Source organism: Acinetobacter sp. ANC 5045 (genome assembly GCF_004331005.1).
Taxonomy (GTDB): Bacteria; Pseudomonadota; Gammaproteobacteria; order Pseudomonadales; family Moraxellaceae; genus Acinetobacter; species Acinetobacter towneri.
In genome coordinates, this window is record NZ_SJNS01000021.1 from 1 (window position 1) to 14,919 (window position 14,919).

Genomic DNA, 14,919 nt, shown 5'->3' on the forward strand with positions numbered 1-14,919 from the left:
TGGCCAGAAAAATGAGTCGTTCTCGCTGTTCTAAACTAAGTGGTACAGAAACAATTCGAGGCATGTGTGAACATCTGTTAACTAAAAAAACTTTTTCGCATGATTAGTTATTTTTGTCAACTTATAGAAGTTTGACTTGGCATAGTTTTCAAAGTTCTTTGCAGAAACTGGGGCTTTGTCATTAAACAGTTCGATTTCAATATTGCCCATGCTGGTTGTCATTTCTACCACTGTGTTGGCTGCCATCGTATTGAAGCTGATAAGCATTGCTGCCATGGTAAACATACTTTGTTTTAACATTTGCTGACCAATCCATCTGTGTTGTATTTGCATTGCATCTATATTAATAAGATTATGCGAATAAATCAGTGGTTATTTTTTATCACGCTGGAAAACTTATGTATAAAAATAATTCAGATCAGAGCCGACTGTGTCCAGCACCTTGGCAACTTCAAGGTGAAGCCTATATTTTAAATTATTGGCTCAGCCCACAATTTTTAAAACAGGCACAACCTTTTGGCTTAACACCTTCTTTTTTAGGACGTCTTGTTCAAGTCATGTGGGTGCGTTATCACGCTAGCCCCATTGGTGCTTACGATGAGCTGCTGATTTTAGATCATCCTTTATTTAGGCAGCGTCGTTTATCTACTATTCCTAAAATTTTCGTTTCAACCGAGTCTTCTGTGCAACACGGACAACAACTTTGGGGCATTCCTAAACAACTGGCAAGCTTTGATTGGAATATTCAAGATCGACAGATAAGTTGCAAAATACAACACGCAGATTTGCAACTCGCCATTCAACTTGAAAAATGTAATAAGCAACACGGCTTTTATATTGATAGTCGCTACATCCCTGCTGCACTTTTAAAAATTCAGCAAACATGGCAAGGGAAATCCTATCAATTTAATCCTTCTTTTCGCGGCAGATTAATTCCACTCAAATATACATCTTGGCAATCGAATCCAAGTTTGTTTCCTGATTTTAATCAGGCACGCTTCATCAACGGTTTTTACGTGCCTGAGTTCGAACTGACTTTTCCAGAAGCCGAAATCTCTACTCTGGTTTAATTGTTCCACGTGAAACAGATTAACAAAGACAACCCAAGGTTTAGCTACGTGGTCGATCCCAAAATTTTCTAAAGTTTTTACACATTTCAATGCTGATTTTTTTGGCGCGACGCGACACAAAGGTCATGCTAATAAAACCATGTGTTTGATCTAAATATTCTACATATTTTACCGTGACAGCATGTTGACGTAATTTATGTGCATAAATTTCAGCTTCATCATGCAAAACGTCATGCCCTGCTGTGACCACAAAGGCAGGCGCTAGTTTTTTCAATTTGCCAAAAGTTGGCGAAATGATTGGATCATCCAAAGCGACCTGATGCTGTGTGACATAGTGCTGGGTGACAAAATCAATATCTTGTCCCGTCAACACCAAACCATCTTTATAAGCAAAGAATGAAGGATGGCGACTCTTAAAATCTAAGGCTGGATAAATTAAAAATTGTGCGTCAGGTGCATAGGCTGAATGAGCACTACGCTGTGCAACCACCGCTGCAATATTACCACCCGCACTATCGCCTGCCACCGCTATGCGATTTTTTAAAATTTTCATTTCTCGACGATGTTGATATGCCCATGCCAAAGCATCTTCACAGACTTGAATAATCTGCTGTGGACTAGCTTCAGGCGCGAGTGGATATTCCACACTCAACACTTGTGCATGGGCATGTACCGCCATTAAGCGGCAAAATTCGTCATGACTGTCTAAACCACCCACCACAAAACCACCACCATGATAAAACACGATTAAAGGCAATTTTTTATGTGGTGCAGGATGATAATAACGCGCTGCGATATTGCCACTGGCTAAGTTTAAACGGATTTCTTCAACTCGTTTGACCGCAGTTGGAGTGCTCAGAATAGATTGCATTTGTCGATCAAATGCCTGTCTAGACTGTACAGGGTCAGCACCAATAAAACCAATTTTCCCTTGTTTTAATTGTGCCGCCATCATGCATTTAATAAATGGATCAAGGTCTGGATAATGATACGGATAACCCAAAGCTTGAGCCAAAGTATGATGTACTCGACTTGGTAACTTATTTAATGCACGTGCAGCAGCACCTTGTCCTTTGTGCAATTTATTTTTGAGAGATGAATTCAAAATTTGCATGCCTGTTCCTTTTTATATGTCTGCATGATTTGCCTAAACGCTTCATAATTTCTTCATGATCAACAGCACAGTGACCATTTTGTTATACAAGTGCTTCAATCGTTATACACATTCAAATTACCTATACGCTACCCTGCTTTTATGACGCTGTCATTGACACTATTGCAGTCTATGTTTGATGTTTCAGACAAATTCACCTCATCAGCTCAGGAGGCAGAGCATGACTAAAAAATTAATCTTACTTTCATGTGCGACTGCTTTTTTAGCCGTAGGTTGCGTAGTCGTGCCTGACGAAGGTTACTACGATGGACGATATGAGCCACGCTATGATGATGATCATCGACGTTATGACAATGATCGGCAGCGTTGGGAATATCAACAAGGTAAAAATCGGGTTGAGTTAGAGCGTCGTAAACGTGAACTAGAACGTCGTGAATGGGAACAAAAACGACAACAGCAATTACAGCAACAACGCTATGAACAAGAGCGACAACGTTTAGCAGAGCAGCGTAAACGCTTATCGGAACAGCAGCGTAAACAGCTTGAGCAAAAGCGTAAGCAGCAAATTGAAGCTGAACAAAAAAAGCGTGAGGAAGCACGTAAACGCTGGCAACAACAACGTGATGCACAACAAAAGCGCTGGCAGGAAAACCGTAAAGACCGTGAACAACGACGTGATCGTGATTGAGTCTTGCAGCAAAGCAAAACAAATGAGGTAAAAAAAGGGCTTATTCAGAAGTTAGATAAGCCCCGAAAACACATTTAGCAATACACAAGAAACTACAGCGATATAGCATCTATGCGCAAAGAATAAGCAGTGTTAGGTTTTGTGTAAAATATATAATTACTCTCGATTAAGCTGTTTTAGCGATTAATCAACCAAAACTTAAAAACTCTAATCATACGCATGCACAATATAGTGAACAAACACCCAGTCGAATCCTGTTGATAAAACAGTGTTTTTAGCTATCTCCGTAATAAAAGCACTGGTTTAGCTGAATAATCAGCTCCCTATTACCATACTTTTTTAAACAAAAAAATATTATAAGTTTCAAAGTTTAATTTGCTTCATTCATCCGCCGACATCTTGATTCAAAATGTATTTTTTTGACCAAATTTCATGGCAATGAAAATTAATCTACTGGCACGCTTGAATTTTGCCTGCCCTGCCCCGATTTCTTAGCTAATTACGAACTTCTCTAACCATGGCAGTTCAGCAATAACGCAGTTAGCACTGACGCCAAAGGACTGTACATGTTTAAAAACCCATTTAAACGGAGTAAATCAATGGCAACTGAGCAGAACGAACAAACTCAAGACCTTGAGCAAGAGCAGACGGAACAACAAACAGCGCAAGATACTGAGCAAGCAGAAGTTTCCGTTGAGTCTTTACAAGAACAACTGAGCAAATTTGAAGAAAACCTAAAATTGGAAAAAGCACGTACTGCCAATGCAGTTTACGAAGCGGAAAAAACCAAAGAGCGTTTAGAACGTGAAGCAGATACAGCTAAAAAGTTTGCTTTAGAAAAGTTTGCTAAAGAATTATTGGATTCTGTAGACAACCTTGAGCGTGCTATTGCCGCCAATGGTGATGAAAAAACTGCCTTGTCTGAAGGTGTGGAACTGACCTTGAAATCATTACTGACCACTTTAGAAAAGTTTGGTGTGGTGGTGATTGATACAGCCAATGGTTTCAATGCAGACCTGCATCAAGCCGTAGGGATTGATCCAAATGCAAAAGCCAATGAAATTGGCAACGTATTACAAAAAGGCTACACCTTACATGGTCGCTTACTCCGCCCTGCAATGGTGATGGTTGGCGCTTAAGCCTTATAAAATCGAGAGTTGATAAAAAATTTTCATCTAAACAACTTGAAAAATTTTGATTGGCTCTCATATCGAATAACAAGTGAAAACATTGCAAAAGAATTTTTGAGGAAACATCCAAATGGCTAAAATCATTGGTATTGACTTAGGTACAACTAACTCATGTGTAGCGGTACTTGAAGGCGACAAAGTTAAAGTAATTGAAAACGCAGAAGGCGCACGTACAACTCCATCTATTATTGCTTATAAAGATGGCGAAATTCTTGTAGGTCAATCTGCAAAGCGTCAGGCTGTAACTAACCCGAAAAACACATTATTCGCAATTAAGCGTTTGATTGGTCGTCGTTATGAAGACCAAGCGGTACAAAAAGACATTGGTCTTGTGCCTTACAAAATCATCAAAGCAGACAATGGCGATGCTTGGGTTGAAGTGAATGACAAGAAACTTGCACCACAGCAAATTTCTGCAGAAACTTTGAAAAAGATGAAAAAGACTGCCGAAGATTATTTGGGCGAAACAGTTACTGAAGCCGTGATTACTGTACCTGCGTACTTTAACGATGCACAGCGCCAAGCAACCAAAGATGCGGGTAAAATTGCAGGCTTAGAAGTTAAACGTATCATCAACGAACCAACTGCTGCTGCGCTTGCATTTGGTATGGACAAGAAAGAAGGCGACCGTAAAGTTGCTGTATATGACTTGGGTGGTGGTACTTTTGACGTATCGATCATTGAAATTGCAGACCTTGATGGCGACCAACAAATTGAAGTGTTATCAACCAACGGTGATACCTTCCTTGGTGGTGAAGACTTTGACAATGCCTTGATCGAATACTTGGTTGAAGAGTTCAAAAAAGAGCAAAACTTCAACTTGAAACAAGATCCATTGGCATTACAACGTCTGAAAGAAGCGGCTGAGAAAGCAAAAATCGAGCTTTCATCTTCAAATGCGACTGAAATCAACTTGCCATATATCACTGCAGACGCAACAGGTCCGAAGCACTTGGTGATGAACGTGACTCGCGCCAAACTTGAAGGTTTGGTTGCTGATTTAGTCGCTCGTACCATTGAGCCATGTAAAGTTGCGCTACAAGATGCAGGACTTTCAACTTCTGACATCTCTGACGTGATTTTGGTGGGTGGTCAATCACGTATGCCACTTGTACAACAAAAAGTACAAGAATTCTTTGGCAAAGAGCCACGTAAAGACGTAAACCCAGACGAAGCTGTTGCAATTGGTGCAGCAATTCAGGGTGCCGTATTGTCTGGTGACAAAACTGACGTATTGCTTCTAGACGTAACTCCGTTAACGCTTGGTATTGAAACTATGGGTGGCGTGTTGACGCCAATCATTGAGAAAAACACCACGATTCCTGCGAAGAAATCTCAAGTGTTCTCAACAGCGGCAGACAACCAGCCTGCAGTAGACATTTCAGTTTACCAAGGTGAGCGTAAAATGGCTCAACAAAACAAATTGTTGGGTAACTTCCAATTAGGTGACATTCCACCAGCGCCACGCGGTGTGCCACAAATTGAAGTTTCGTTCGACATTAACGCTGACGGTATCTTGAAAGTGTCTGCAAAAGACAAGAGCACAGGCAAAGAACAATCGATTCAAATTAAAGCAAACTCTGGTTTGAGCGATGCTGAAATTGAAGCGATGATTAAAGATGCTGAAGCAAATGCTGAAGAAGACCGTAAGTTTGAAGAACTTGCAAAAGCACGTAACGAAGCGGATGCTTTAGTTTCTTCTGCTCAAAAAGCAGTAAAAGACCTTGGTGAACAAGTGACTGCCGATGAAAAAACTGCGATTGAAACAGCAGTGACTGAGCTTGAAGCCAGCACTAAAGAAAATGATGTAGATGCGATCAAAGCGAAAACTGAAGCGCTTCAAAACATCATCATGCCAATTACGCAACGTGCGTATGAAGCTGCACAAGGTCAAGGCGGTGCACAAGGTTTTGACCCGAATGCATTCCAAGGCGATGCAGGTCAAAAAGCCGATGATGGCGTAGTCGATGCTGAATTCACTGAAGTCAAAGATGATAAAAAATAATTTGTCGCTTTAACGCACATCAAAAACCGCGCTGCAAGCAATTGCAGCGCGGTTTTTCTTTTCGATATCCATACACTGACTTCAAGATTTAAATGAAAGAGCACAGACAATTGGACGCTCAACCGAGTACAATAGATAAAATGATGCTCTAACTGCAAATAGATTGAGTTTCTGCCCTACTTTCGGCTACAGTAAACCCAAAAAAGGATGCCGCTAGCAATGCGTTTGTTTCTATTGGGTGCAATCATACTGTTTTCTATCTTGCTGATTTATCAAAATATTCAACATCCTCATACACGACACAATACTGCACTAGATCATTTAAAACATCCTTTAGATACTCGCTTACGTTATCGTATTGCTGAAGTCGATCCGCGTTTTGGCTTAAGCCATGCCGATTTACTACAACTGAGTCAGGAAGCCACCCATATTTGGAAACAAGGGACGGGACAAGATTATTTTGTATATGACCCGAACGCCAAGCTCGCCATTCACTTGATTTATGATCAACGTCAAGATGAATCAAACCAACGCCAACAACAACTTACAGCCATTGAACAACGCCAACAACACTGGAACAATCAAAACCAAAATATTCAAGCACTAAAACAAGAAATTGCAGATAAAAATCAACAACTTGATGCAAAAAAAATGCTATTTGAACAACAACTTGAACAATACAATCGTCAAGTACAGCAAATTAACCAAAGTGGTGGGCTACATCCTTCGCAACAGGAAATTTTTGCAGCCAAAAAACAAGAAATCCAGCAACACATGTGGAGTTTAGAACACGAAATAGCGCAATTTAATCAGCAAATTAACCAGCTCAATCAACAAGTCGATGCCCTCAATCAACTTAATCAAGACATTGATGTATCCATCCAGCAATTTAATGCACGTTTTCAACCACGTTTATTTGATAAAGGCAGCTTTGATGGTCAGGCCATTCGGATTTATGAGTTTCAATCTAAAGATGATTTACGTCTAACTTTGGCGCATGAATTTGGTCATGCTTTGGGTTTAGCACACCATAACGACCCTTATGCCTTAATGTATCCAATGCTAAAAGATCAGCAGTTGCAGAATTTCCAACTGCGCCCTGCCGATCTCGATTTACTCCATGCACGGCATTGAGCAATCTGGCAAACTGAAGTGACTAAAACACAAAACTCCCCTCACCCTGTACGATAGTTGCATATCCATTACACGTGCAAAGGCAGCAAATTTACTCATTTCATGTTATTGTGAAGGCTCTGTATAACCCTGAACGATCTGTGGAGATTCATGTGAGTTACTACCATATCCTGATTGAAGTAAATGACCACATCAGCACGATTGAACAAAGCCGTGATATCGAAATTTTTGATATTGTTGAGCTTCAACCTTGTCTCCACTCGATTTTATTGCCGTATTTTAATGAGCAAGTGATTGAACTTGAAGATGAAAACATTGAATACAAAGATATTTTGCATCTTGAGGTTAGACAGACCTTATTACCAATTGAACACCTGATTGAAGAAGAACAGCGTTTGCTGCCAAGTGATACCGACATCACCATTTCAGCTTATGAAATTTTTAATAACAAAGAATTAAGCCAAGATGTCACGACTGTGATTTTTGATTTGCTTGAAGCAGTGAAAATTGAACCTTAATCCCCTGTTTTAAGACAAAAATTAAAAAGGTCTGCACATTTGCAAACCTTTTTTATGCAATCGCAACAACTTATTGCATCATTTGTTTGGCCGCTTCATTACGAAACGCTCTTAAAATTTGCTGCCCTGCCCGACCTGTTGCAGCCAAGCCGAGTCGAGTCTGTTCCTGACGAATCGCTTGACGGGTTTTGTCGCCAATTAAACCATCCACTTCACCAATGTCATAACCACGGCTTAACAAAAAGCGTTGAATTTCACGGCGTTCTGCGCGGGATGTACCTGCATCATCGGTTGGCCAAGCGGTGCGGAATGCAGACTGCCCCATTAAACGATCTGATAAATGCGCAATCGCTAAGGCATAACTTTCTGCTGCGTTATAGCTATAAATGGCATCGAAGTTTCTAAACACTAAGAATACAGGGCCATTCGCACCTGCAGGTGCCATCAAGCCTGCCTGACTACTGCCCGATAAATTGCCCTGAATTAATGCCGAACCATCTGCACGAGTCAACCCACGATTAACCCAACTGCTGAGGGATTTTTTATTGCGTCGCCCTTCACCACTCAAAGACATGCCTGCAGGCACTTTGACTTCAAAGCCCCACGGCTGCCCTGTTTGCCAGCCGCGACGTTTTAAAAAGTTAGCGGTGGAAGCCAAAGCATCTGGAATACTAGATACTAAGTCACGGCGACCATCACCATCAAAATCGACCGCCAACTCATCATAGGTCGATGGCATAAACTGAGTATGCCCAAACGCCCCTGCCCATGAGCCTTTTAATTGTGATTCAGTGACATCACCACGTTGCAATAAACGCATGGTGGTAAAAAACTCACCTCGGAAATAGCTTTGACGGCGTCCTTCACAGCTCAAGGTACCTAGCGCTTGCAATAATGGATAGGATCCTGAAATCGCACCAAAGTTACTTTCTACACCCCAAACCGCCACTACGGTTTCTGCAGGTACGCCATAGGCTGCTGCAACACGATTGAGCACATCACGGTGCTGTGCCAATTTCTGCTGTCCTGCCTGCACGCGCTCATCATCGACCAAGCCTGAGAGATAATCCCAGATTGGCGTAGAAAATTCAGGTTGGTAATTTAAACGCTCAATGACTGAATAATCTGGACTGAGATTTTGAGTATAGCGATCATAACTGCTGCCACTCACCCCTTTGGCAATGGCTTGGCTGCGTAAATTGGCCAAACAACTTTGAAAATGGTTTTGTGGTTGAAAATTTGCAGATGTACTGACCGTTGGTGTTACGGTGACAGATTTTCCATTGATAATCAGTTCTGCCTGAACCTGAGTAGCTGCCATTGCAGCTGTCGCAAAAATCACAGCGAAACGATGCATAATACCCTTTGATGTGTTTTGAATTTAAATCTTGGCTTTACCATAACACCTTCAGCCACAGAGATCAGATGAAAATCTGTAACTTTAAATTCATTTACACAGTTTTAAATTCATTTTCTCGTTTTAAATTTAAAACACTTATCCACAAGTACAGCATCTCACATTTTTAAATTCAAAATCACAACACATGATAAGACTTTTAAATTTAAAAGTTTAAATTCAAATTAAACCAACCCAAGTTACCCACAAAACACGACATTCACTGCATATTTACGATGTATTGCTTTGAATTTAAAAGTAGCTTTTTAAATTTAAAGATCAAAAGAGCCGCTACTTTATTTAAATTCAAAACTGCAGATCTATCTTTAAATTCATTTCTGATATTTAAATTCAAAGTTGAAGCATCGCTTTAAATTTAAAACGCGCTATTTGAATTTAAAGTTTTGAATTCATAATTATCATCTGTTTCCCATCAGACTTGTGCGCATTTTTATTTTAAGTATTGCTTTGCTACGGTGATGGTTGCTTATTCAGCCTGATCTATCTTAATCAACCTAAAATTACAGCGTCAATCCTAGACAGATTAACGGTAGAACACCTTAAAAATAGGCAGAATAAAAACGTGAAAGTATAAAAAAGCGCTCATCGTGATGAGCGCTTTGGTGTCATTTTTAAATTTACAAGCTCATATCAGCACTGAGCGCCAATGGATTTGGCAAAATTTTTGCCAATTGGCGGCATAAATCTGTCAACTCAGCAGCATCATTCGGCATTAAAGTAATATGCCCAATTTTACGACCTTCACGCTCAGTTTTATTGTACAAATGCAAATGTGCGCCATTCAATGCCAACACATCTTCAGTTTTGGGATGCTGACCAATAATATTGACCATCACCGTTGGACGTACCACTTCAGTTGAGCCTAACGGTAAACCTGCTACAGCACGAATATGGTTCTCAAACTGCGAACACACCGCGCCTTCAATTGACCAGTGACCTGAGTTATGCACACGAGGTGCCATCTCGTTGGCATACAAGCCCTTGTCAGTGACAAATAGCTCTAACGTCAACACACCTACATAATTCAAGTGATTGAGCAGGCGAGTGATATAGTCTTGTGCCGCAGGCTGCAAGTCAGCGCTGTTTGGTGCAGGGACAATCGAATGCGACAAAATACCGTTGTGATGATGGTTTTCTGCCAATGGCCAAGTTTTTACTTCACCATTTTGACCACGCACCGCAATAATAGATACTTCACGTGAAAAAGTAACAAAACTTTCTGCAATCAAGCTGCCTGCAGGGCCAAGTTCCGCCCATGCTTGTTCAATCTGATCGGCACTGCGCAGTACAAACTGACCTTTGCCATCATAGCCACCTGTTGCGGTTTTGAGCACAATTGGCAGACCGAGTTCAGCTACAGCAGCCTGTAAACTTTCTAGCGAGTTGACCGCTTTATACGGCGCAACAGGAATCGCCAATTCATCAAATAAGCCTTTTTCCAGCAAGCGGTTTTGGGCAATTGCCAAAGCCTGACGTGGTGGATGCAAGTCTTTGTGCTTAATCAATACATCAACATCAGCCAACGGAGTATTTTCAAACTCAAGGCTGAATACATCGGCACTGTGTATAAAATCTTGTAGGCTATTTTCGCTTTTGCTGGCAAAAACCTGACCCAAGGTTGCCGCTGGGCAATCTGGACTGGCTTCAAAAAAGGTACATTGAATATTTAAGGGTAAAGCCGCTTGTGCCATCATGCGACCCAATTGACCGCCACCAAAAATACCGATGGTCTTATCCATAGTAATTGTCCCGCTTAAGCCTGACCTGGAATATTGTTGCTTGAAACTTTCTCAGTTTGCGCGGCACGGAAATTGGCAACATTTTGTGCAATTTCTGGACGGGTTAAACCTAAAATTTGGGCTGCCATAATTGCCGCATTGGTTGCTCCCGCAGGACCAATCGCCAATGTACCTACGGCAATACCTGCAGGCATTTGCACAATTGAAAGTAATGAATCGACACCATTTAAAATTGAAGATTTCACTGGCACACCCAAAACAGGTAAATCAGTTTTGGCTGCACACATACCCGGTAAGTGTGCGGCACCACCAGCGCCTGCAATAATCACCTGAATGCCACGATCACGCGCTTGTTCAGCATATTCAAATAAGCGATCTGGGGTACGGTGTGCAGAAACGACTTCCGCTTCAAATGGGACACCAAGCTGCTTCAGCATATTGGCAGTGTGTTCGAGAGTTGCCCAATCCGATTGAGAACCCATGATAATTCCAACGAGAGGAGCGTCTTGTGCAGCGGCCGCGTTCATTACAAATATTCCAGAAACGAAACTAAGGAAAGAGAAATTCAGGCGAGAAAGCCAAGCTTGAATAAGAACTCCACATTATAGACTGATTTTTCGACTTGTTAAAATTGAACACGGCGACTCAACCGACTTTTTTGATTATTTTTATCTGGTTATTTTCTAATAATTAACCACAGGCTCACACCATTGCAGCTACGCGAGCTGTTTAAGCCATGCAAAAGCACCATTTTAAGATGCTCGAAACACAAAATATACGCAGCCACATAAACATAAAGCTGCCCATAAATAATCCAGTTTAAAAGGTTGCTTAAACAAAAAAATCATAAACGGGACAAACACCAATAAAGTCACAACTTCTTGGGTAATTTTCATTTGACCTACCGCCCAGCCATGCTGCGCCAGCAAACGGGTAGCAGGAATCATCAAACTGTATTCAAACAGGGCGATCACCCAACTGAATAAAATAGCCTGCCACAGCGGCGCATCATGTGGTAAAAACTTGAGATGACCATACCACGCCAAGGTCATAAAACAGTTTGCAACCACCAAAAGTAAAAATGCTGAAGACATTGTGTCGTACTATCTTAAAAATTCAGTTTTATTTTACGAGCTATTTGCCATGAAAAATGCAAGAGCAGCAATTTTTTACATCGTTTGGCGCAGATTCAGCGCTGAAAAATCCCTGAAATGAGATACAAGAATCACTATCTTTTCGCCAAAACCCTTGCTATCGTTGCTTCAAATCAAGTTAATCACGACAACAGCACAAAAATACGTGATGTGTCTATAAAAAGCAGTGGAGTAAGGCGGAATGCATCTGCATATTTTGGGTATTTGTGGCACATTTATGGGCTCATTGGCACTTTTGGCCCGCGATTTAGGACATACCGTCACAGGTTCAGACCAAAACGTCTATCCACCGATGTCGACTCAACTGGAAAATGCAGGCATTACCTTAATGCAAGGTTATGACCGCAGCCATTTACAACCGCATCCAGATTTAGTGATTGTGGGCAATGCCATGAAACGTGGGATTGATGCGGTTGAATACATGCTGAATGCAGGTTTACCGTATATTTCTGGCCCGCAATTTTTGGCCGATCATGTCTTGCAAGGCAAACACGTACTGGGCGTTGCAGGCACGCACGGCAAAACCACCACCACCACCATGTTGGCGTGGGTATTGGATCAGGCAGGCTTAGAACCGGGCTTTTTAATTGGCGGCGTTCCTTTAGGCTTTAGTGAAAGTGCACGTTTGGGTGCAGGCAAGTATTTCTGTGTCGAAGCCGATGAATACGACTCTGCGTTTTTTGATAAACGCTCCAAGTTCGTACATTACCATCCTAAAACCGCCATTTTAAATAACCTTGAATTTGACCATGCCGATATTTTTGATGATTTGGCCGCAATTCAAAAACAATTCCATCATTTGGTGCGTACCATCCCAAGTGAAGGGCGCATTATTGCCCCAATTACAGAAACCCATATTGATGAAGTGTTAGAAATGGGTTGCTGGACACCTGTGCTACGTACTTCGCTCAATGCAGATCCACAAGCGGAACTGTATGCAGAACAACTTGCAGCAGATGGTTCACATTTTAAAGTTCTGAAAAATGGTGTGCTACAAGGTGAAGTGCGCTGGAATATGACTGGGCAACACAGTGTCGCCAATGCCTTGGCAACCATCGCCGCAGCAGAGCATGTTGGGGTTGCAATTGAAACCGCATGTGCAGCGCTGTCCAATTTTGGTGGGGTGAAACGCCGTATGGAGTTATTAGGCACCATACGCGGCATTGAAGTCTATGATGACTTTGCCCACCATCCAACCGCAATTGAAACCACACTGGACGGCGCACGTAAGCGTTTGGGTGAGCGTAAGCTTTGGGCGATTATTGAACCACGTTCCAACACCATGCGCATGGGCAGTCATAAAGAGGGCTTGGCAGATTCAGCACGTTTGGCGGATGCTGTGATTTGGTATCAACCTGAAGGTTTAGACTGGGATTTACAGCCTGTGGTTGCGGCTGCTCGCAATCATGCGGTGGTGGCCAATACTTTGGATGAAATTATTCAAAAAATCGTGAGCCAAGCAGGTGAGGGCGATGCAGTGGTGATTATGTCAAATGGTGGATTTGGTGGTTTACATCAAAAACTCATTCAAGCGTTGCAACACACGGCTTAAAATCGCTTAAACTGATTTAAAACTCTTTCAAAAAAAATCCCCTGTTTTTGGCAAAAAATAGGGGATTTTTATATTAATTATAAATTTATATATTATAATTATTAAAAGCAACAATACTGCTCATGAACTTGTCATCTTGACCTGTTACTTTAAAAAGATTACATCCTGCGAGCATGACGGTTGCTACAGGTTGGCTGCTGGATGTCTTTCATCATTATTACTAAGAAGGATGGTCACAATGTCAAAAACAATGAAAGCCATGGTCTACCACGGCGCCAATGATATTCGTTTTGAAGAACGCCCACGTCCAGAAATTTTACAACCAACAGATGCCGTGATTCGTCTCACCAAAACTACAATTTGCGGTACTGACTTAGGTATTTGGAAAGGTAAAAACCCAGAAATTCAAGACACTGCAGTTGCCAAGACAGGGCTATTTGATGGCCGTATTTTAGGTCACGAAGGTATCGGGATTGTTGAAGAAGTCGGTTCGGCAGTCAAAAATTTCAAAAAAGGCGACAAGGTCATTATTTCTTGTGTCAGCCGTTGTGGTACTTGTGAAAACTGTCAAAAACAACTCTATGCACACTGCCAAAATGAAGGCGGTTGGATCATGGGATATATGATTGATGGTACTCATGCTGAATATGTCCGTACTCCATTTGCAGACACTTCTTTATATTTGCTGCCTGAAGGTTTAAATGAAGAAGTTGCGGTTTTCTTGTCTGATGTATTGCCAACTTCACATGAAATTGGTGTGCAATACGGCAATGTTAAACCTGGTGATACCATTGCAATTGTGGGTACAGGTCCAATTGGCATGGGTTGTCTGCTTACCGCACAGTTCTATTCTCCTGCACAAATTATCGCAGTCGATATGGACGATAACCGCTTGGCGATGGCAAAAGAGTTGGGTGCAACCTATACCATTAACTCTGCCAAAGAAGATGCGGTACAACGTATTTTAGAGATTACAGGTGGTCGCGGGGTAGACTGTGCCATGGAAGCTGTAGGTGTCGAAGCCACTTGGGATATTTGCCAAAATGTCGTGAAAGAGGGCGGACATATTGCCAATGTGGGCGTACATGGTAAGTCGGTAAATTTTGAGTTAAACAAACTCTGGATTAAAAACCTGACCATCACTACGGGTTTGGTGAATACCAATACGACAGGTATGCTGTTAAAAACCTGCTGTTCAGGCAAATTACCTTTAGAAAAACTGGCAACGCACCATTTTAAATTCTCTGAATTTGAAAAAGCCTATGATGTGTTTAAACATGCTTCAGATGAAAATGCCATGAAAGTGATGATTAATTACGAATAATCTTGGCTTAACTA

Annotated in this window: 14 protein-coding genes and 1 pseudogene; 8 read left to right on the forward strand and 7 right to left on the reverse strand. The window is 41.6% G+C overall.

Annotation, left to right across the window (positions count from 1 at the left end):
• Both E0H79_RS15600 and E0H79_RS13120 read right to left on the reverse strand, forming a co-directional pair.
• Positions 1–64: pseudogene (locus tag E0H79_RS15600) on the reverse strand (helix-turn-helix domain-containing protein); the annotation flags it as partial.
• A 17-nt stretch (positions 65–81) separates the two neighbouring features.
• Positions 82–300 (reverse strand): peptidylprolyl isomerase, encoded by a 219-nt coding sequence (locus E0H79_RS13120; protein ID WP_265937123.1) that lies wholly within the window; start codon positions 298–300, stop codon positions 82–84.
• A 98-nt stretch (positions 301–398) separates the two neighbouring features.
• Between E0H79_RS13120 and E0H79_RS13125 the strand changes: the two genes are divergently transcribed.
• Complete coding sequence (locus E0H79_RS13125) at positions 399–1,070, forward strand: acetoacetate decarboxylase family protein (RefSeq protein WP_131261891.1); 672 nt, start codon at positions 399–401, stop codon at positions 1,068–1,070.
• A gap of 40 nt (positions 1,071–1,110) precedes the next feature.
• Here E0H79_RS13125 and E0H79_RS13130 read toward each other — a convergent pair whose 3' ends face one another.
• On the reverse strand, positions 1,111–2,184 hold the full coding sequence (locus E0H79_RS13130; protein ID WP_131261892.1) for an alpha/beta hydrolase: 1,074 nt from the start codon (positions 2,182–2,184) through the stop codon (positions 1,111–1,113).
• Between the two features lie 220 nt (positions 2,185–2,404).
• On the opposite strand from E0H79_RS13130, the gene E0H79_RS13135 reads away from it, so the two are divergent.
• From E0H79_RS13135 to E0H79_RS13155, 5 genes are all read left to right on the forward strand, one after another.
• Entirely contained in the window at positions 2,405–2,872 is a 468-nt protein-coding gene (locus E0H79_RS13135) for a hypothetical protein (protein WP_131261893.1), read from the forward strand.
• Between the two features lie 566 nt (positions 2,873–3,438).
• Positions 3,439–4,011, forward strand: coding sequence for a nucleotide exchange factor GrpE (gene grpE, locus E0H79_RS13140; RefSeq protein ID WP_265937124.1), 573 nt, complete (start codon positions 3,439–3,441; stop codon positions 4,009–4,011).
• Between the two features lie 121 nt (positions 4,012–4,132).
• The gene (gene dnaK, locus E0H79_RS13145; RefSeq protein WP_104852793.1) at positions 4,133–6,067 is read left to right on the forward strand and encodes a molecular chaperone DnaK; all 1,935 of its coding nucleotides are present in this window, start codon (positions 4,133–4,135) and stop codon (positions 6,065–6,067) included.
• Between the two features lie 219 nt (positions 6,068–6,286).
• Positions 6,287–7,201 (forward strand): matrixin family metalloprotease, encoded by a 915-nt coding sequence (locus E0H79_RS13150; RefSeq protein WP_004969807.1) that lies wholly within the window; start codon positions 6,287–6,289, stop codon positions 7,199–7,201.
• Between the two features lie 140 nt (positions 7,202–7,341).
• Positions 7,342–7,719: a hypothetical protein gene (locus tag E0H79_RS13155; protein ID WP_162164695.1), complete on the forward strand. Its 378-nt coding sequence runs from the start codon at positions 7,342–7,344 to the stop codon at positions 7,717–7,719.
• A gap of 70 nt (positions 7,720–7,789) precedes the next feature.
• Here the strand turns inward: E0H79_RS13155 and E0H79_RS13160 are convergent, their stop codons facing one another.
• The 4 genes from E0H79_RS13160 to E0H79_RS13175 form a co-directional block, all read right to left on the reverse strand.
• On the reverse strand, positions 7,790–9,076 hold the full coding sequence (locus E0H79_RS13160) for a lytic murein transglycosylase (protein ID WP_004969803.1): 1,287 nt from the start codon (positions 9,074–9,076) through the stop codon (positions 7,790–7,792).
• 677 nt (positions 9,077–9,753) lie between these two features.
• Entirely contained in the window at positions 9,754–10,875 is a 1,122-nt protein-coding gene (locus E0H79_RS13165; protein WP_131261895.1) for a 5-(carboxyamino)imidazole ribonucleotide synthase, read from the reverse strand.
• A gap of 14 nt (positions 10,876–10,889) precedes the next feature.
• Positions 10,890–11,402: a 5-(carboxyamino)imidazole ribonucleotide mutase gene (gene purE, locus E0H79_RS13170; RefSeq protein WP_019836195.1), complete on the reverse strand. Its 513-nt coding sequence runs from the start codon at positions 11,400–11,402 to the stop codon at positions 10,890–10,892.
• 225 nt (positions 11,403–11,627) lie between these two features.
• Positions 11,628–11,969: a DMT family protein gene (locus E0H79_RS13175; protein ID WP_004969799.1), complete on the reverse strand. Its 342-nt coding sequence runs from the start codon at positions 11,967–11,969 to the stop codon at positions 11,628–11,630.
• A 241-nt stretch (positions 11,970–12,210) separates the two neighbouring features.
• On the opposite strand from E0H79_RS13175, the gene mpl reads away from it, so the two are divergent.
• Both mpl and E0H79_RS13185 read left to right on the forward strand, forming a co-directional pair.
• On the forward strand, positions 12,211–13,581 hold the full coding sequence (gene mpl / locus E0H79_RS13180) for a UDP-N-acetylmuramate:L-alanyl-gamma-D-glutamyl-meso-diaminopimelate ligase (RefSeq protein WP_004969796.1): 1,371 nt from the start codon (positions 12,211–12,213) through the stop codon (positions 13,579–13,581).
• Positions 13,582–13,819: 238 nt separating this feature from the next.
• Complete coding sequence (locus E0H79_RS13185) at positions 13,820–14,905, forward strand: zinc-dependent alcohol dehydrogenase family protein (protein ID WP_131261896.1); 1,086 nt, start codon at positions 13,820–13,822, stop codon at positions 14,903–14,905.
• Positions 14,906–14,919: the final 14 nt, after the last annotated feature.